The following is a 17235-nucleotide window of genomic DNA, read 5'->3' as shown; positions in this document are numbered from 1 at the left end:
GCCCGACTGGCGAGCCGACCAGACTATCAGGCGCCGGTTACCCGGCGCCGGTCATCAGGCGCCGGACGTCAGGCGCCGGACCGTGCGGCGATCAGACCGTGCTCGCGATCACCGGCACCGCTTCGGTGCGCGGCGCCGTCGGGAGGAACATGCGGAACTCGGTGCCGACGCCCTCCTTGCTCGTGACGTCCATCGACCCGCCGTGCGCGAGAACGATGGCGCGGGTGATCGTGAGACCGAGTCCCACGCCGGGCACGGCGTTCCTCGTCGCCGTGGATGCGCGGAAGAAGCGGGTGAAGAGCATGCCCTGCTCGTTCTCGGGGATGCCGAGGCCGGTGTCGCGCACGGAGAGCTCGATGCCTCCGTCCCGGTGACGGACCGCTGCGGTGACCAGGCCGCCGGACGGCGTGAACTTGATGGCGTTGGAGAGGAGATTGTCGAGCGCCTGCCCGATGCGATCGGGATCGGCGACGACGCGCACGGGCGTCGAGGGGACCTCGGCTTCGAGTTCGACGCCCTCCTGCTGCGCGTGCGGCCCCGACGAGGTCACCGCACTCCGCACGATCTCGGCGAGGTCGACATCGGCCCTGTTGAGCGGAAAACGCCCCGACTCGACCTGCGCGGTGAACAGCAGATCCCCGACGAGGGTCAGAAGTCGCTGGGCATTGCGCTCGATGATGCCGACGAACTCCTCCTGCTCCTCGGACAGCGGCTGACCAGGATCGTTGCGGAGCAGATCGAGGAAGCCGATGATCGCGCTCAACGGCGTCCGCAGCTCGTGCGAGATCATCCCGACGAACTCGTCCTTCATCCGGGCCACCTCGACCGCCCTCGTCTCGTCGGTCAGCACGAGAAGGTACCCCTGGGTCTCGCCCATCGCGTCGGTGCGCGGACTCACCGTCACCCTCGCCGGCACGACCGTTCCTCCCGCCGTCGTGACCTCGACGTCGCCCTCGACGGAGCGCTCGGCCTCGGCACGAGCGAACAGCGCCTTGATCCCGGATGGGAGGTCGGACTGCGCCGCCGCGCACGGCGCATCGCCCACGAGCTGCGACAGGGCGGAGACCGTGAAGAAGCGGTCGATCCGCACATCGTTCTGCGCCTCCTGCACCGACATCCCGAGCAGGCGCACGGCACCGGGATTCCACTCGGTGACCCGCCCCGCGAGGTCGACCGCGACCACGGCCTGGACGGTGATCGACGACCACAGGCTCTGGAAGGAGTCGAGCAGCAGTCGGTACTCGCGCTCCTTCTCCTGCAGCCGTTCGAGCACGACGACGTTCTCGCGCAGCGCCGACGAGCGCTCGGCTGCGAGCTGCTCCGCCTGACGCACGCGAAGACGCTGCTGACGGGAGAGCTCGTTGACCACGGCGGCGAGCGCCGAGAAGACGAGCGGTCCGACGACGCCCCGCAGCCATTCGACCGAGCTGCTCGGAGGCTCGGTGATGTACGGCATGAGCAGGGCGAAAGACGTCAGCCCGCCCACGGCGAAGACGTAACGGATGCCGGGGGCGGCGGCGATCCACACCACCGGCAGCAGCACGAGCGACGTGAACACCGAGGACGCTGCGCCGGTGCCGGCGCGGAAGAGTCCGAGACCGATGATGTCGATCATCGGGATGGCGAGTACGATCCAGCCGTCGTAGACGCGCAGGACGCTGAGGATGCCGGCGAGCACCGTCGCGAACAGCACGAGCAGCATGCCGGCCAGGGCGGCGTGGAAATCGGTGAAGGGCAGCTCGGGGTACAGCCAGCTGAACCCCGCCGCGAGGAGGGTGGCGAGCGCGGTCGGCGCCTGCTTGATGATCGCGCTCGGATTGTCGAAGACGCCGTACCAGCTGTTCTCGGCCCGACGGAGAGGGGTCGCGTTCATCGGCCGATCCCCCGCAGGATGCCGCGCAGGTCGGCTCCGACGATCGGCTTGGGCAGCGCGGCATCCGCTTCGGGGTAGTCGGTCGCGTCGAGCACCGAACTCACGATGACGAAGCAGTCGGGAAACCGAGCACGCACCATCGCGGCGCACTCGGCACCGGAGATGCCGGGCAGCAGCAGATCGATGACGGCCACGGAGGGGGCGATGCGGTCGAACGCGGCGATGGCGCTCTCGGCGTTCGCGGCGGCGAAGACCTCGAACCCCTCTCGATCGAGGTGTCGGCGCAGCAGTGCCGTCTGGTCGGCGCTGTCCTCGACCACGAGCGCGAGCGGCCGCGTGGTCATCACAGGAGCAGCTCCCGCACGATCACGACGACCACGACGACGGCCAGTGACAGCAGAGCCTGCCAGACGAGGAGGTGCTCCCGGCGGCCGTCGGCGGCGATCTCCTCCTCTTCCGCGCTGCGCGAGGGTGCATCGCTCATGACTCGACCCGTCCGATCTTCTCGGTCTTGATCCAGGCGGCGTCCGCTCGACGCCACTCCTTGACGTAGGAGTCCACGGTGATGGCGCACAGCAGCGAGCCGTATCCGCAGACGTAGAGCAGCAGGCCGGCGAAGAAGCGCCCGCCGGGGAGCTTCTCGACCGTGCGGGCGAGCCAGATGCCCAGCATCGAGATCGGTCCCCAGAGGTAGAAGCCGATCGCCCAGAGGATGCGCGTGTCGTCGTTCAGCGGGAGTCCGAGGGCGGCCAGGCCGTCTTCGAAGAGATGCGGGAACAGCGCGATCGCCATGAGGACGAGCGCTCCGAGACCAGGGAACATCAGCGCCTCGCGCCACGACTGGCGGCCGATCCTCGGATCGAGTTGCACCGCGAACAGCATCGAGAACAGATAGATGCACGCCGCGGAGATCCACATGAAGCGGAACACGAACTCGGCGATGTCGCTGTGCAGGAGCAACAGCGCGAGCATGCCGGCGGCCGCGAGCACCATGAAGGCCGGGAGCAGCAGGATGGTGAACCAGGCGAGGCCGAATGCGAAGCTGCCGAGGTTGTGCTGGTCGCTCGGGCGGAACCACAGGCGCTTGTAGATCGAGGTGAGCTGCACGTTGCCGCGCGCCCAACGCAGGCGCTGCTTCCAGAGCGAGTCGATCGTCCGTGGCTCTTCGGCGAGCACGACTGCGTGCGGCTCGAACACCATCCGGCGCCCCTTGAGCTGCCCCTCGAACGTCGTCATGGTGTCTTCGGCGAGGGTCCCGGTGGGGATGCGTCCGCCGATGGCCTCGAGGTTCGCGCGCGAGTGCAGCTGCGCCCCGCCGGCGAGGCACGCGATGGCCCCTCCGACGTTCTGCGTCCGCCGTGCCGAGAGCTGTCCGATGACGTACTCGATCGCGATGAAGCGGGTGAGGTAGTTGCGGTCGCGGCTGCCCTCGGCGATGTACGCGGTGACGGCTCCGACCTTCTCGTCGGCCAGGTGTCGGCTGAGCTTGCGCAGCGAGTCCCGCGCGAAGATCACGTCGGCGTCCATGATCAGCACGGCTTCGGTCCACTCGTCCTCGAGCACGATGTCGAGGCCGTGGTTGAGGGTGTGGGCCTTGCCCTGCCCGCCCTGCTCGCGTCGCAGGTGCACCACGCGTCCGGGGTGGGCGTCGATCTTCGTCCCGACGACAGCGGGGGTGTCGTCCGTCGACGCATCGTCGATCACGAACACCCTGAGCCGGTCGGCCGGGTACTCGAGCTGCAGCAGCCTCTCGATGGCGGGTCCGAGCACGAGCGCCTCGTTCCAGGCCGGGATGAGCACCGCGATGCGCGGATGGTACGGCGCCGCCTTGCCGTAGTGGTTGCGGAAGGCATGGACGGGCAGCAGAAGGAACTGGAGCCCTGTGTTGATCACGGGCAGCGTCCCCACCAGCACGCACAGGATGAGCACGACGACCAGCGCGGTCTCCAGCCCGGTGAGGGCGGGCATCAGAGGCTCCGCCCGTCGAGCAGAGCGGCGACCCGGTCGTAGCGTCCGACGTCCGACGCCTCGTGGCTGTCGGTCGAGGCGACCACCACCGCTCCCGCCTCGTGCAGCGCGTCGAGCAGCACGACTCCGGGGCATCCCCACTTCTCGTTGACTTCGACGAGGGTGTCGGTCGCCGCGGCCGTGTGCGCCCAGCTCGCGATGCGCTCGACTCCGAGGTCGTCCTCCGACAGGCCGATCTTCGGCAGCAGCGAGAAGCAGTGCGCGAGCTGGTTGCCCGGGTAGCGCGTCATGGACGCGTTCAGCGCCGTCACGAACTGATCGAGCACGTCGTCGGGCGCCCACCCGGCTGCGATGCGCTCGCGCACCGCGGTCGGTCCCAGCGGGCCGTCGACACCGGGGAACTGGTGGTCGGCGATGAGGATGCGATCGATCCCCGCCGGGAGATCAGGGATGTCGAGTTCGCCGGACACGTCGAGGATCTTCGCCTCGACGCCGGTCACCACCGTGAGCCCGTCCGGCACCCGGAGGGCCCGGACCGCTGCCAGGTACTCGGGAACCCATGCGGTGTCCCTGCGCACATGGTCGACGAGGCGGAGGGTCGTCAGTCCGCGGCTCGCCGCAGCGGTGACGTTCTCGTCGAGGGTCGACACGGCGTCGTCCGAGAAGGTCGAATGCACGTGATGGTCACCGCGCAGGATGCCGTCGGTCACAGCTCGTCCTGGTGGCCTGCGTGCGCCGATACGAGCACGTCGTCGACCTCGACGATGACGTCTTCGAGGAAGCGCACCGAGGCGAGTTCCCGGAACGGCACGGATTCAGGGATGTCGGCACCGAGGAACAGGTCCGCGACGAGGGACGGGATGTCGACACCCGCCGCGATCGTGAGCGGCAGCGCTCCGGGGAAGCGCGGATTGACCTCGAGCAGCATCGCGCGACCGGCGCGGTCGCGGCGAAGCTGCACGTTCGCGACCCCGACGAGACCGATCGCCGAGGCGACGGCGGCGGCGGTCTGTTCGAGCTCCTCGTCGTGCACCGTGCGTCCGGCGATGGCGACGCCGGAGTCCACGCGAGCCCGCGTACGAGGCACGGCAGCGACCACCCGACCGGCGGCATCGGCGATGACGTCGACCGAGTACTCCTCGCCAGGCAGGAACTCCTGCACGATCAGGCCTTCGTCGGCAGGGAGGACTTCGAGCGCCGCACGGTCGGGCACGAGGCGGATGCCGCGGCTGCCCGCCCCCTGCCGGGGCTTCGCGAAGACGGGGAACTCCCACTCGGCTGCGAGCGCCTCCGGGCCCGCGAGCAGGGTGCGCGGGCTGCGGCCGGTCGCCGCGCAGCGTTCCGCGAGCACGTACTTGTCGAGGGCTGCGTGCAGTGTGTCCTCGGAGGGTGCGGCCAGCACGGCCGGAGCCAACTCGTCACGGCGTCCGGCGAGCGCCGTGAGCTCGACGTCGACCGTGGAGATGACGAGGTCGAGCCGGTCGTCGCGAACCATCTGCGCGATCGCGGAGACGAAGTCGTCGGCGCGCCCCGGCGGCACCAGTCGACGCTGTGACGGCGGCACGAGGTAGATGCCGCTCGCCCACCCATCCATGTCGGCCGCGAAGACCGTGAGGTCGTCACGACGAAGCAGTGAGCGGATCACGGCGACGCCGGCGGGTCCGCCGGCGCCGGTGACGAGAATACGGGCGGACATCAGCCCTCCTGTCGGGTGAGCTCGTGGGCGCCGATGAATTCCGCGGTCTCTCGCACGACTTCGAGCGGTTCGACGGCTGCCCCGCCGCCGAACCGCGACCAGTACCGGGCCGTCGCGGTGACGAAGCCGGGATCGAGGTAGTCACGGGTCGCCGTCTGCGAGGCGAAGCACTCCAGCAACCTGAGCTTCTCGCCCAGGTACTCGTCGATGCGCACGAACCGCGTGGGGCGGAAGTCTATGGTGGCGGAAGGGCTCTGATAGCAAGCGACGGTGCCCACTCGCCGGGTAGCGACGAGCGTGGCCGCACTCACTGCGCGGTGATCCTGGTGGCGGTCGTGCTCGGAATGCGTGTACACGATGGTCGGCTGGATCTCGTTGACGACCTCTTCGATCAGGCGGACCGTGGCTCCCCCGCCAGAGATCTCGGTGTCGACGAGGTCTTTGAGGAACAGCCTTGCACCGAGCCGATCGGCCGACGCGAGCGACTCATGCTGCCGGCTCTCGGCGTCGCCCCCGCGCGATCCTCGCGAGAGGGTGAGGATGGTGAGGGAGTCGCCGGCGCGCGCATGCGCGGCGAGGAGACCGCCGACGCCGATCTCGACGTCGTCAGGATGCGCGCCGATGGCGAGCACGGTCTGCGTGGCGCGGCTGGCGGTGCGGCGTGCGCGGCCCTCGGCGGCGAGCCGGACGACGGCGTCGACGAGCCGCACGTTGTCGAGGGGCTTGGTCAGGAACTCGTCCGCCTGGGCCCGGAGGGCCGAGACGGCGTATTCGACGGAGACGTGCGCGGTCATCACGACCACGGGGACGACGGGGTCGCGGCGGCGCAGCTCGGCGACGAGCTCGAGTCCGTCGAGGCCGGGCATCTCGATGTCGGTGACGACCACGTCTGGCTCGAATTCGGCGATGCGCTCGACGGCGGTCAGCCCGTCGCCGGCGGTCATGACGATGCAGCCTGCTCGTCGCTGGAGCACCGTCTTGACCAGCAGAGCGACGTCGGGGTCGTCGTCGACGACGAGGACGCGGGGTGCATCGTCAGACATATGCGGCTCTCCATGGGGAAGTCCCTCCACCGGTGGGGACCGGTGCTGTGCCACCGGAGGCCTTCTCCACCGGGAGCCCGTAGGGAAAGTCGAGCGGGTATTCCTAAATATTGGCATATAGGAGGGATGGGAGCGCTACCGCATCGCCGCAGGCGGGTTGCGGAACCCGCGGTCACGACGCCGCGCGCGCCGCCCGCTTCTGCTCCTGGAACACCCGGATCGCCTCATAGCGATCCGCCGACCGGGCGCGGCGCTTGTCGGCCTCCTGCTCGCGGTTCTTCGGCGGAGCCGGGGTCACGAGGCCGTCGATGAGCTCTCTCGTGACCAGGGCGATCTCCGCGACGGCGCGATCGAACACCTCCTGGTTCGCACGGGACGGCGCAGTCGAGCCCGAGATCTTCCGGACGAACTGCAGCGCGGCGTCGTGGCACTCGTCGTCGGTGGCAGCCGGTTCGAGGTTGTTCAGGGGCACGATGTTGCGGCACATACCGGGCACGCTACGCCGCGTCCACGAAAGACGAAAGGGGCGGATGCCGCAGCATCCGCCCCTTCCGTTCCGTCCGACCACACGGCCGGTCGATGCGCTCAGCGCTTGTAGTTCGGCGCCTCGACGACGATCTGCACGTCGTGCGGGTGCGACTCCTTGAGTCCGGCCGCCGTGATGCGCACGAAGCGCCCACGCTGCTTGAGCTCCTCGATCGTCCGGGCGCCGACGTAGAACATGGACTGACGCAGCCCGCCGACCAGCTGGTACGCGACGGCGGAGACGGGGCCGCGGTAGGGCACCTGGCCCTCGATGCCCTCGGGGATCAGCTTGTCGTCGCTCGGCACGTCGGCCTGGAAGTAGCGGTCCTTCGAGTACGACGTCTGCTTGCCACGAGTCTGCATCGCGCCGAGCGAGCCCATGCCGCGGTACTGCTTGAACTGCTTGCCCGACTGGAAGACGATCTCGCCCGGCGACTCGTCGGTGCCCGCGAGCAGCGACCCCAGCATGACGGCGTCCGCCCCGGCGACGAGCGCCTTCGCGATGTCGCCCGAGTACTGCAGCCCGCCGTCGGCGATGACGGGGATGCCGGCGGGGGCGGCGGCGAGCGATGCCTCGTAGACGGCGGTCACCTGCGGAACGCCGACGCCCGCGACGACACGCGTGGTGCAGATGGAACCGGGGCCGACGCCGACCTTGACGGCATCCACACCGGCGTCGACGAGCGCCTGCGCACCCTCGCGGGTCGCGACGTTGCCGCCGATGACGTCGATATGGGCGAAGCTCTCGTCGGCCTTCAGGCGCCTCACGAGGTCGATCACGCCCTGCGATTGGCCGTTCGCGGTGTCGACGACGAGCACGTCGACGCCGGCGTCGCGCAGCGCCTCTGCACGCTCCCACGCGTCACCGAAGAAGCCGATCGCCGCGCCGACGCGCAGACGACCCTGGTCGTCCTTGGTGGCGAGCGGGTACTTCTCGCTCTTGTCGAAGTCCTTGATGGTGATGAGCCCTGCGAGCTTGCCGTCGTCGTCGATGAGCGGCAGTTTCTCGACGCGGTGCTTCGCGAACAGGGCGATGACCTCGCCCGCCGCGACGCCGACGGGGGCGGTGACGAGGCCCTCGGAGGTCATGACGTCCTTCACGAAGGTCGTCTGCCTCTCGAAGCCCGACACGAAGCGCATGTCGCGGTTCGTGACGATGCCGACGAGACGCCCGTCTTCATCGACGACCGGGAGGCCGGAGATGCGGTACTTCGCGCACATCTCGTCGACCTCTTCGACGGTGGCCTCGGCCGTGGTCGTGATCGGGTCGGTGATCATGCCCGACTCGCTGCGCTTCACGCGGTCGACGTGCGCTGCCTGATCGGCGATCGAGAGGTTGCGGTGCAGAATGCCGATGCCGCCCTCACGTGCCATGGCGATGGCCATGCGCGACTCGGTGACGGTGTCCATGGCGCTGGAGAGCAGCGGGGTGGCGACCGAGATCCGGCGCGTGATCCGCGACGAGGTGTCCGCCTCGCTGGGGATGACGTCGGTGTGCCCCGGGAGGAGCAGCACATCGTCGTATGTGAGTCCGACGAATCCGAAGGGGTCGTGCTGATCCATGGATGCTCCTCCTGGGCGCTGACTGGCGAGAGTGGTACCAATTCTAAGCGTCGGATCGGCGAAGAAATTCCCGGCGCCGGAGCGCTGCGGCCGAACCGGCCGGAGGCCGATGGTGCTCATCCACGACTTCGTGATGAGATCGTGCCCACCGTGAGCAGATCGTGCCTTGGTTGAAACAAAGCCGACACATTACGCTCATACCGTCGTACATCAAGGCCGATGAACACCCTGTCTTGGTCTGTGTACTGGACTGGGAGGTTCTGTGAGTCCGACGATCTCGGCGAAGCGCAGCGGAACGCGATGGGTCATCACCCTTCTCGCGACGCTCCTCGCCCTAGCATTCCTGTGGTTGCAGCCACCCTCCTCCGCGTCCGCAGAGGAGACCGACGACGGCCAGGAGATCACCGATTTCTACTTCGCCGGCGTGATCACCTTCGACGGACAGCCCGTCGGAGACGTGCTCATGACGATCGAGGGCAACGGATTCGACGCCGAGACCGAGACGGACGCCGAGGGCAAATGGCGCCTCTACGTCCCCGAGAAGGACACGTACACGCTCACGGTCGACGAGGACACGCTCCCCGACGGCGTGATCGTCGACGCGGCCCAGCTGCCCGAGGGCACGCAGCCCATCGCCGGCACCACGGCGTCGTTCGAGGTCGAGTTCGGGTTGACGGGCACCAAGATCACCAACCTCTTCCTCGGTGAGGGCGAACGGGTCACCACGTCGTTCATCGATCAGCTGGTCGAGCGACTCATCAACGGATTGAACTTCGGTCTGCTGCTCGCCCTGGCCGCCATCGGCGTCTCCCTGATCTTCGGGACCACCGGGCTGACGAACTTCGCGCACGCCGAGATGGTGACCTTCGGAGCGGTCGTCGCCGTGATCTTCGGATCCTTCCTGCAGGTGCCGATGTGGCTGACGATCCCGATCGTGCTCCTCCTCGGCGCAGCCTTCGGATGGGGTCTCGACGCCGGACTCTGGCGGCCGCTGCGCCGCAAGGGCCTCGGCATGGTCCCGCTGATGATCGTCAGCATCGGGCTCTCGCTCCTGATCCGGTACCTCTTCCAGTTCTTCCTCGGCGGCTCCACCTTCCAGCTGCCCGGCGCGGACTCCCCCAACATCCAGATCTGGGGCCCCATCAAGCTGTCCGTCGTCGACATGATGTCGATGGGCATCAGCATCGTGGTGATCGTCGCCGTGGCCTTCTGGCTGCTGCGCACACGCGTGGGCAAGGCGACGCGTGCGATCTCCGACAACCCCGGTCTCGCCGCGGCATCCGGCATCAACGTCGACCGCGTCATCCGCACCGTCTGGGTGCTCTCGGCGTCGCTCGCGGGTCTGGCCGGTGTGCTGTGGGGCTACTTCCGCCCCGGTGTGAAGTGGGACATGGGCGTGCACATCCTGCTGCTCATGTTCGCCGCCGTGACGCTCGGTGGGCTCGGCACCGCCTTCGGCGCCCTCATCGGCGCCCTCATCGTCGGCATCCTCGTCGAGGTCTCGACGCTGTGGCTGCCGTCCGACCTCAAGTACGTCGGGGCACTCGTCGTACTCATCCTCATCCTGCTCGTCCGGCCCCAGGGCATCCTGGGCCGACGAGAGAGAATCGGTTAGGAGCCGCATATGGACTGGGGCGGAATCCTCAACAACACCGCGGGCTGGTTCTTCAGCCCCACCACGATCGCCTACGCGCTGGCGGCGACCGGACTGGCCGTGCACTTCGGGTACGCGGGTCTGCTGAACTTCGGCATGGCGGGCTTCATGGCGATCGGGGCGTACAGCTACGCCATCTCGATCCTCTCGTTCGGGCTCCCCTGGTGGCTCGGCATCGTCGTCGGCATGATCGGCGCGGCGGTCTTCGCCGTCATCCTCGGCATCCCGACGCTGCGGTTGCGCGCCGACTACCTCGCGATCGTCACCATCGCCGCGGCCGAGATCGTCCGACTGCTGTTCACCACGACCGTGTTCGACGAGTACACCAACTCCGCCGACGGGCTCGGGGGCTATCACGCGGGCTTCCGCGCGGCGAACCCCTTCCCGCAGGGGACGTACGGATTCGGCCCGTGGACCTACTCGGCCGACGACCTCTGGGTGCGCGTGTTCGGCGTCATCCTGCTCGCGATCGCGATCTTCATGGTGTGGGCGCTCATGCGCAGTCCGTGGGGCCGCGTGCTCAAGGGCATCCGGGAGGACGAGGACGCCGTGCGCTCGCTCGGCAAGAACGTCTTCAGCTACAAGATGCAGGCGCTCATCATCGGCGGCATCTTCGGCTCGCTCGGCGGACTCGTCTTCGCTCTGCCGAGCGCCGTCGTCCCGGCGACCTATACGACGAGCCTCACGTTCTTCATCTGGACGATCCTCCTGCTCGGCGGTGCCGCGACCGTGTTCGGTCCGGTGCTCGGAGCGATCATCTTCTGGGTCATCATGGCGTTCCTCGACGGCGTGCTGCCGGCGCTCGCTGCGCAGGGCGTGCTGCCGATCTCGTCGATCCAGGCGGGCACGCTGCGGTTCGTGCTCGTCGGGCTCGCACTCATGCTCCTGGTGATCTTCCGTCCTCAGGGCATCCTCGGCAACAAGAGGGAGCTGACCTTTGTCAAGTAACGTCTCCGGCGATGCCCCCACGGGCGGCATCCCCCGCGCCAAGACCACCGGACTCGCCAAGGGCCCTGCCGCCCCCGGCGTGCCCAAGGTCGACCCGATCCTCGTCGCCGATCGCGTGACACGACGCTTCGGCGGTCTCACGGCGGTCGACGTCGAGCACCTGGAGATCCCCCGAGGAGCGATCACCGCGCTCATCGGGCCGAACGGTGCGGGTAAGACCACGCTGTTCAATCTTCTCTGCGGATTCGACAAGCCCAACGACGGCACCTGGGCGTTCGACGGCCGCGATCTGAGCGGCGTGCCGTCGTTCAAGGTCGCCCGTATGGGGCAGGTGCGCACGTTCCAGCTGACCAAATCCCTGTCGCTGCTCACTGTTCTCGAGAACATGAAGCTGGGTGCACCGCGGCAGCGCGGCGAGCGCTTCTGGACCAGCCTCATCCCGGCGCTGTGGCGCCGCCAGGAGAGCGAGATCGAGGAGAAGGCCAAGGGCCTGCTCGCCCGATTCAAGCTCGACGCGAAGCAGGAGGACTACGCGGCCTCGCTCTCGGGCGGACAGCGCAAGCTGCTCGAGATGGCACGCGCCCTGATGAACGACCCGACGCTCGTCATGCTCGACGAGCCGATGGCCGGCGTCAACCCGGCCCTCACCCAGTCGCTCCTCGATCACATCCTCGACCTCAAGGACCTCGGCATGACCGTCCTGTTCGTCGAGCACGACATGCACATGGTGCGGCACATCGCCGACTGGGTCGTCGTGATGGCCGAGGGACGCGTCGTGGCAGAGGGACCGCCCGATCAGGTCATGCAGGATCAGGCCGTCATCGACGCCTACCTCGGTGCGCACCAGGACGTCGACCTCGGCGTCGTGACAGGCCGCGTCAGCGGAGAGCTCGGCGCAGAGGGCGAGACCCTGCTCGCCGAGATCGAGCAGGAGGAGGCGGTGTCCCTCGCGGATGCCGAGGAGGAGAAGCCGTGAGCACGACTGCCAGCATCCCCACGGACGAGGCGGCGAAGACCGACCGGGTCGTCGTCGAGGTCTCGAACCTCACCGCCGGTTACCTTCCGGGCATCAACATCATCAACAGCGCCAACCTCGTGGCCCGGAAGGGCGAGCTGATCGGCATCATCGGGCCGAACGGAGCGGGGAAGTCGACGTTGCTGAAAGCGATCTTCGGCATGGTGAACGTTCGAGACGGCGACATCACCGTGAACGGGGAGAGCATCGTCGGGCTGAAGTCCGACAAGCTCGTCGCCCGGGGCGTGGGGTTCGTGCCGCAGACGAACAACGTCTTCCCGTCTCTCACCATCGAGGAGAACTTGCAGATGGGGCTGTACCAGAACCCCAAGGCCTTCTCGGAGCGTCTCGATTTCGTGACGAGCATCTTCGCCGAGCTCGGCAAACGGCTCAAGCAGCGCGCGGGCTCGCTGTCAGGCGGCGAGCGGCAGATGGTGGCGATGGGCCGTGCACTCATGATGGACCCTGCCGTGCTGCTGCTCGACGAGCCCTCGGCCGGCCTGAGCCCCGTCCGCCAGGACGATGCCTTCATCCGCGTCTCCGACATCAACAAAGCGGGCGTCACGACGATCATGGTGGAGCAGAACGCGCGCCGCTGCCTGCAGATCTGCGACCGCGGCTACGTGCTCGACCAGGGCCACGATGCGCACACGGGGACCGGGCGGGAGCTGCTCGCCGACCCGAAGGTGATCGGTCTCTACCTCGGCACGCTCGGGCAGGACGCCTGAGGCACGCCGCTCCCCCGCGCATCAGTCGCGGTTCGGCCGGCGGACACGAAAAAGGATCCCGGCTCCGAGAACTCGGAGCCGGGATCCTTTTCTGTCGCTACGGTCAGTCGAGACGCGTGTGGGTGTTGTCGGCGCCGTACTGGAAGACACCGATGGTGGCCTCGGTCGGGTCACCGGCGTCGTCGAACGCGATGCCGCCGGAGTAACCGTCGTAGTCGACCGTCTTGCCGTCGAGGATCAGGTCGGCGCAGTCGGCGAACGAGTCGCACTTCTCACCGTCGCCCGTGCCTCCGGAGACCTCCTGCAGCTTGGCGGCGATGTCGGCCGGGTCGCTGGAGTTGGCCGCGAGAGACGCGAGAGCGAGCAGCACGGTGGCGTCGTAGGACTCCGCCGCGTAGTTGAAGTCGACGAGCTCGCTGCCGTCGCCCTGGCTCACCCACTGCTCCTTGAGACGGTCCTGGAAGTCGTCGGCGAGCACCGGTCCGGGCTGGGTGCCCTTCGATCCTTCGATCGACACCGGCATGTCGGTGCCCCACTGCGAGGTGTTGCCGTCGACGAAGTAGAACTTCGATCCGTCGAAGCCGCTGTTCACGAACGACGGGACGATGGTCGAGGTCTCCTCGAAGCCGATCACCGCGATCGCGTCGGGGTTCTGCGCGAGGATCGACGAGACCTGCGCGCTGAAGTTCGTGTCACCCGCGTTGTACGGCTCGCTGGCCACGACCTCGCCGCCGGAGCCGGTGAACGTCTCGTTGACGACACCCTCGAGACCGGTGCCGTAGGCGTCGTTGAGGTAGATGATGCCGAGCGTGGCGTTGCCGTCCTCAGCGATGAGGTTGCCGAGCACCTCGCCCTGCAGCAGGTCGCTGGGAGCGGTGCGCCAGTAGAGGTTGTCGTCGTCCCAGGTCGTGAAGTCCGGCGAGGTGTTCGCCGGGGAGAACGTGATGACCCCGGCGCTGACGGCCTGGTCGAGGAACAGCTTCGTCACACCCGACGACGCCGCGCCGATGAGGGCCTGGACGTCGCTGCCGAGAAGACGGGGGACCGTCGTCTCGTAGGCCTTGTTGTCGGGGTCTCCCGAGTCGCCGTACTCGACCTCGACGGTGATGCCCTTGGCAGCGTCGTTGATCTCGGCGGTCGCGAGGCCGACACCGGCCTCCTCGGGCGGGCCGAGGTAGCTGAGCGCTCCTGTCTGCGGGAGGACCGTCCCGATGCTCAGTGTGAGATCCTCGCGGTCGGCGGGCGGCGCGGACGACTCGCTGGGGGTGGTGCCCCCCGAGCATCCGGCCAGGATGAGTGCGCTGGCGCCGACTGCGGCGATCGTGCCGCAGACCTTCCGCGCACGCGAGCTAGAGAAGACGCTCATTCTGCTCCTTGCTGTTTCTGTCGGTCCGGCACGGCACCACCGCCATACCGGTTCTCACCAAGGTAGCCGCGACAAAGGTACGCAAGTGTTGCGATGTGTTAACGGTGTGAAACAGTCCGATCTCGGGTCGATAACGCTGTGCGCGAGCGTCGAGCGGAGAGCACCAGATCGACCACGAAGACGGTGATCGCGACCCAGACGAGCACGAAACCCACCCAGCGCTCGAGGGGCATCGGCTCGCCCAGCACGGCAGCCCCGATCACGAATTGCATGACGGGGGTGACGAACTGGATCATGCCGATCACCGCGAGGTCGATGCGGCGCGCCCCGGCCGCGAACAGCAGCAGCGGAACCGCGGTCGCGACTCCGGCGAAGGCGAGCAGCAGGGCGTGCCACACGCCGTTCTGGCCGAGCGTGAGCCCCTCGGGGGTGGTGGCCACGAGCACGAGCTGCACGACGGCGATCGGAATGAGCCAGAACGATTCGAGTGTGAGGCCGCTGACGGCATCCACCGCCGGCCCGATCTTCTTCTTGATGAGGCCGTACAACCCGAACGAGGCGGTGAGCGAGAGGGCGATCCAGGGGAAGTGCCCGTAGAGCACGATGATCACCGCGACCGCGACCGCGGCGATGCCGATCGCCGTCCACTGCAGGCGGCGGATCCGCTCTTTGAGGACGAAGACGCCCAGCAGCACCGTCGTGATCGGGTTGATGAAGTAGCCGAGGCTCGTCTCGATCACGTTGTCCGACAGCGTGCCTATGAGGAACACCTGCCAGTTGACGTAGATCAGCAGCCCCGCGAGCGCCGTCCAGCCGAGCAGACGCGGTTGGCGGAGGATCACTCCGAACGCCTGCCAGCCCCGTGTCACCGTCAGCAGGATCAGACAGAACGCGAGCGACAGCAGCACGCGCCAGGCGACGACCTCCCACGGGCCGGTGGGCGCGAGCAGCAGGAAGTAGAGCGGCAGCACCCCCCACAACAGGTAGGCACCACCCGCGTACGCGACTCCCGCGGTCTGGGCGGAACGCGGGCCGTGGGTCGTCGAGGTCACCGCACAACCCTATTGCCGCTCGACCGGACGGACGGCGCGCGGCGGGAACCCCGCTGAGAATGGCAGGAACAGCGCGAGATGTGGCTGGACGAGGAAGGGCCCGGATGCGTGATGCATCCGGGCCCTTCGTGAGAACGCTGTCTCAGCGGACGACGACCGCGAGGACGTCGCGAGCCGACAGGACGAGGAACTCGTCTGCGCCGAACTTCACCTCGGTGCCGCCGTACTTGCTGTAGAGCACGCGGTCGCCGACGGCGACGTCGAGCGGAACACGGTTGCCGTTGTCGTCGATACGACCGGGGCCGACCGCCACGACCTCGCCCTCCTGGGGCTTCTCCTTGGCGGTGTCGGGGATGACCAGACCACTCGCGGTGGTCTGCTCGGCCTCGACCTGCTTGATGACGATGCGGTCCTCGAGCGGCTTGATGGAAACCGACACGGTCTACCTCTTCTTTCTTGACGCTGACACGAAAGACTTGTTCGCACTCTCAACCCGAGAGTGCTAACTGCAAGTGTAGGCGGTCGGCTGGCACTCATGCAATGCGAGTGCCAACCCGCCGACCCATCGGGCGTGGTGCGGGCACCTAAGCTGGGTGCGTGGAGATGTCGGAGCTGCGCGCACTGCTCACCCCGGAGGGGCTCGCTCTCCTCGACGACCTCGGCCCCGTGACCGAGGTCGCTGACGTCACGCGGATCGTCTCTCGGCTGCGCGCGGCCGGGCACTCCCCCGACCTCGTCTCAGCGGTGGTCGGCCAAGCCAGACTGCGCGCGAAGGGGCGGGCGAAGTTCGGCGAGTTCGCCGAACGGATGCTGTTCACCCGCGCCGGCCTGGAACAGGCGACCCGCCTGGGGGTCGCCGCACGTCACGCCCAGCGCTTCCGCCGCGCGGGGGTGACCGCCGTGGCAGACCTCGGCTGCGGGATCGGCGGCGACGCGCTCGCCTTGGCCGGCGCCGGCCTCGACGTGCGCGCCGTCGACGCCGACGAGGTCACTGCGGCGATCGCGGCGTACAACCTCGCACCGTTCGGCGACTCCGCACACGTGCGGCACGGTACCGCCGAGGAGAATCTGCCGATCGCCGGCGACGGACGAGCAGTCTGGATGGACCCGGCACGGCGCACCTCGGGTCACAGCGAGACCCGGCGGGTGACCGCCGACGACTACTCCCCCTCGCTCGACTGGGCGTTCGCCGTCGCGGCCGAGCGCCCGACCGGAATCAAACTCGGACCCGGACACGACCGCGACGCACTGCCCGCCGACGCCGAGGCCCAGTGGGTGAGCGCCGACGGCAGCGTCGTCGAGCTCGTGCTCTGGACCGGTGAGCTCGCTCGCGAGGGCGTGAGGAGAGCTGCCCTGGTCATCCGAGGCGAACGCTCCCATGAACTGACGGCTGGCGCGGATGCCGACGACGCGCCGGAGCGCACCCTGGGGGCGTTCCTTCACGAACCAGACGGCGCCGTGATCCGCTCGCGGCTGATCGGCGATGTGGCCAGGAGCCTCGAAGCCGGAATGCTCGATCGGCGCATCGCCTACCTGACCTCCGATGCCGCGCTCACGAGTCCGTTCGTGCAGTCGTTCCGGGTGCGCGAGACCATGCCGGCGAACCTCAAGGCGATCAGCGCCGTCCTCCGGGCGAACGACATCGGCACCGTCGAGATCAAGAAGCGCGGGATGGACGTGGACCCGGCCGCCTTCCGCAAGAAGCTCAGTCTGCGCGGAGACGCCTCGGCGACGCTCATCCTGACGCGAATCGGCGACCAGCGCCGGGCGATCCTCGCAGACCGCGTGCCCGCTGCGGACTAGG

General features: G+C 68.2%; 17 protein-coding genes. 5 read left to right on the top strand and 12 right to left on the bottom strand.

Annotation, left to right across the window (positions count from 1 at the left end):
• Positions 1-91 precede the first annotated feature (91 nt).
• The 9 genes from FSY98_RS12400 to guaB form a co-directional block, all read right to left on the bottom strand.
• The gene (locus FSY98_RS12400) at positions 92-1873 is read right to left on the bottom strand and encodes a cell wall metabolism sensor histidine kinase WalK (protein ID WP_144876983.1); all 1782 of its coding nucleotides are present in this window, start codon (positions 1871-1873) and stop codon (positions 92-94) included.
• Positions 1870-2217, bottom strand: a complete 348-nt coding sequence (locus FSY98_RS12395; protein WP_144876982.1) for a response regulator — start codon at positions 2215-2217, stop codon at positions 1870-1872. The genes FSY98_RS12400 and FSY98_RS12395 overlap by 4 nt, the downstream gene beginning before the upstream one ends.
• Positions 2217-2357, bottom strand: a complete 141-nt coding sequence (locus FSY98_RS16755; protein ID WP_186307671.1) for a hypothetical protein — start codon at positions 2355-2357, stop codon at positions 2217-2219. Before FSY98_RS16755 ends, FSY98_RS12395 begins: the two co-directional genes overlap by 1 nt.
• Positions 2354-3841 (bottom strand): glycosyltransferase, encoded by a 1488-nt coding sequence (locus FSY98_RS12390; RefSeq protein WP_144876981.1) that lies wholly within the window; start codon positions 3839-3841, stop codon positions 2354-2356. Before FSY98_RS12390 ends, FSY98_RS16755 begins: the two co-directional genes overlap by 4 nt.
• The gene (locus FSY98_RS12385) at positions 3841-4551 is read right to left on the bottom strand and encodes a PHP domain-containing protein (protein WP_144876980.1); all 711 of its coding nucleotides are present in this window, start codon (positions 4549-4551) and stop codon (positions 3841-3843) included. Before FSY98_RS12385 ends, FSY98_RS12390 begins: the two co-directional genes overlap by 1 nt.
• Positions 4548-5537 carry an ATP-grasp domain-containing protein gene (locus FSY98_RS12380; protein WP_144876979.1) on the bottom strand — a complete coding sequence of 330 codons (990 nt, stop codon included), beginning with the start codon at positions 5535-5537 and terminating at the stop codon, positions 4548-4550. The genes FSY98_RS12385 and FSY98_RS12380 overlap by 4 nt, the downstream gene beginning before the upstream one ends.
• A complete protein-coding gene (locus tag FSY98_RS12375; RefSeq protein WP_144876978.1) occupies positions 5537-6580 on the bottom strand; it encodes a response regulator in 1044 nt (347 codons plus the stop codon). The genes FSY98_RS12380 and FSY98_RS12375 overlap by 1 nt, the downstream gene beginning before the upstream one ends.
• 172 nt (positions 6581-6752) lie before the next feature.
• Entirely contained in the window at positions 6753-7067 is a 315-nt protein-coding gene (locus tag FSY98_RS12370) for a DUF2277 domain-containing protein (protein ID WP_144876977.1), read from the bottom strand.
• Positions 7068-7165: 98 nt separating this feature from the next.
• Positions 7166-8668, bottom strand: coding sequence for an IMP dehydrogenase (gene guaB, locus FSY98_RS12365; RefSeq protein ID WP_144876976.1), 1503 nt, complete (start codon positions 8666-8668; stop codon positions 7166-7168).
• A gap of 262 nt (positions 8669-8930) precedes the next feature.
• Between guaB and FSY98_RS12360 the strand changes: the two genes are divergently transcribed.
• The 4 genes from FSY98_RS12360 to FSY98_RS12345 are packed head-to-tail and all read left to right on the top strand — an operon-like array spanning position 8931 to position 13013.
• Complete coding sequence (locus FSY98_RS12360; protein ID WP_186307670.1) at positions 8931-10283, top strand: branched-chain amino acid ABC transporter permease; 1353 nt, start codon at positions 8931-8933, stop codon at positions 10281-10283.
• A 9-nt stretch (positions 10284-10292) separates the two neighbouring features.
• Entirely contained in the window at positions 10293-11270 is a 978-nt protein-coding gene (locus tag FSY98_RS12355; protein WP_144876975.1) for a branched-chain amino acid ABC transporter permease, read from the top strand.
• A 28-nt stretch (positions 11271-11298) separates the two neighbouring features.
• Positions 11299-12246 carry an ABC transporter ATP-binding protein gene (locus FSY98_RS12350; protein WP_396652354.1) on the top strand — a complete coding sequence of 316 codons (948 nt, stop codon included), beginning with the start codon at positions 11299-11301 and terminating at the stop codon, positions 12244-12246.
• Complete coding sequence (locus FSY98_RS12345) at positions 12243-13013, top strand: ABC transporter ATP-binding protein (protein WP_144876973.1); 771 nt, start codon at positions 12243-12245, stop codon at positions 13011-13013. The genes FSY98_RS12350 and FSY98_RS12345 overlap by 4 nt, the downstream gene beginning before the upstream one ends.
• 103 nt (positions 13014-13116) lie before the next feature.
• Here the strand turns inward: FSY98_RS12345 and FSY98_RS12340 are convergent, their stop codons facing one another.
• The 3 genes from FSY98_RS12340 to groES all read right to left on the bottom strand — a co-directional run bounded on the left by FSY98_RS12340 (position 13117) and on the right by groES (position 15870).
• Positions 13117-14379: an ABC transporter substrate-binding protein gene (locus FSY98_RS12340; RefSeq protein WP_144876972.1), complete on the bottom strand. Its 1263-nt coding sequence runs from the start codon at positions 14377-14379 to the stop codon at positions 13117-13119.
• Between the two features lie 98 nt (positions 14380-14477).
• Complete coding sequence (gene rarD, locus FSY98_RS12335) at positions 14478-15431, bottom strand: EamA family transporter RarD (RefSeq protein ID WP_144876971.1); 954 nt, start codon at positions 15429-15431, stop codon at positions 14478-14480.
• A 142-nt stretch (positions 15432-15573) separates the two neighbouring features.
• Positions 15574-15870, bottom strand: a complete 297-nt coding sequence (gene groES, locus FSY98_RS12330) for a co-chaperone GroES (RefSeq protein ID WP_017203655.1) — start codon at positions 15868-15870, stop codon at positions 15574-15576.
• Positions 15871-16028: 158 nt separating this feature from the next.
• Here groES and FSY98_RS12325 point away from each other — a divergent pair, with 158 nt between their 5' ends.
• A complete protein-coding gene (locus FSY98_RS12325) occupies positions 16029-17234 on the top strand; it encodes a THUMP-like domain-containing protein (RefSeq protein ID WP_144876970.1) in 1206 nt (401 codons plus the stop codon).
• Position 17235 lies beyond the last annotated feature (1 nt).

The organism is Microbacterium sp. 1.5R, assembly GCF_007667425.1.
Classification (GTDB): domain Bacteria; phylum Actinomycetota; class Actinomycetes; order Actinomycetales; family Microbacteriaceae; genus Microbacterium.
This window is presented reverse-complemented; position numbering and strand designations above follow the sequence as displayed.

Coding starts and splice junctions, on each gene's coding strand:
- FSY98_RS12375 (WP_144876978.1), bottom strand. CDS start 6,580: ATGTCTGACGATGCACCCCGCGTCCTCGTCGTCGACGACGACCCCGAC.
- FSY98_RS12400 (WP_144876983.1), bottom strand. CDS start 1,873: ATGAACGCGACCCCTCTCCGTCGGGCCGAGAACAGCTGGTACGGCGTC.
- FSY98_RS12395 (WP_144876982.1), bottom strand. CDS start 2,217: ATGACCACGCGGCCGCTCGCGCTCGTGGTCGAGGACAGCGCCGACCAG.
- FSY98_RS12355 (WP_144876975.1), top strand. CDS start 10,293: ATGGACTGGGGCGGAATCCTCAACAACACCGCGGGCTGGTTCTTCAGC.
- FSY98_RS12370 (WP_144876977.1), bottom strand. CDS start 7,067: ATGTGCCGCAACATCGTGCCCCTGAACAACCTCGAACCGGCTGCCACC.
- FSY98_RS16755 (WP_186307671.1), bottom strand. CDS start 2,357: ATGAGCGATGCACCCTCGCGCAGCGCGGAAGAGGAGGAGATCGCCGCC.
- FSY98_RS12390 (WP_144876981.1), bottom strand. CDS start 3,841: ATGCCCGCCCTCACCGGGCTGGAGACCGCGCTGGTCGTCGTGCTCATC.
- FSY98_RS12380 (WP_144876979.1), bottom strand. CDS start 5,537: ATGTCCGCCCGTATTCTCGTCACCGGCGCCGGCGGACCCGCCGGCGTC.
- FSY98_RS12340 (WP_144876972.1), bottom strand. CDS start 14,379: ATGAGCGTCTTCTCTAGCTCGCGTGCGCGGAAGGTCTGCGGCACGATC.
- guaB (WP_144876976.1), bottom strand. CDS start 8,668: ATGGATCAGCACGACCCCTTCGGATTCGTCGGACTCACATACGACGAT.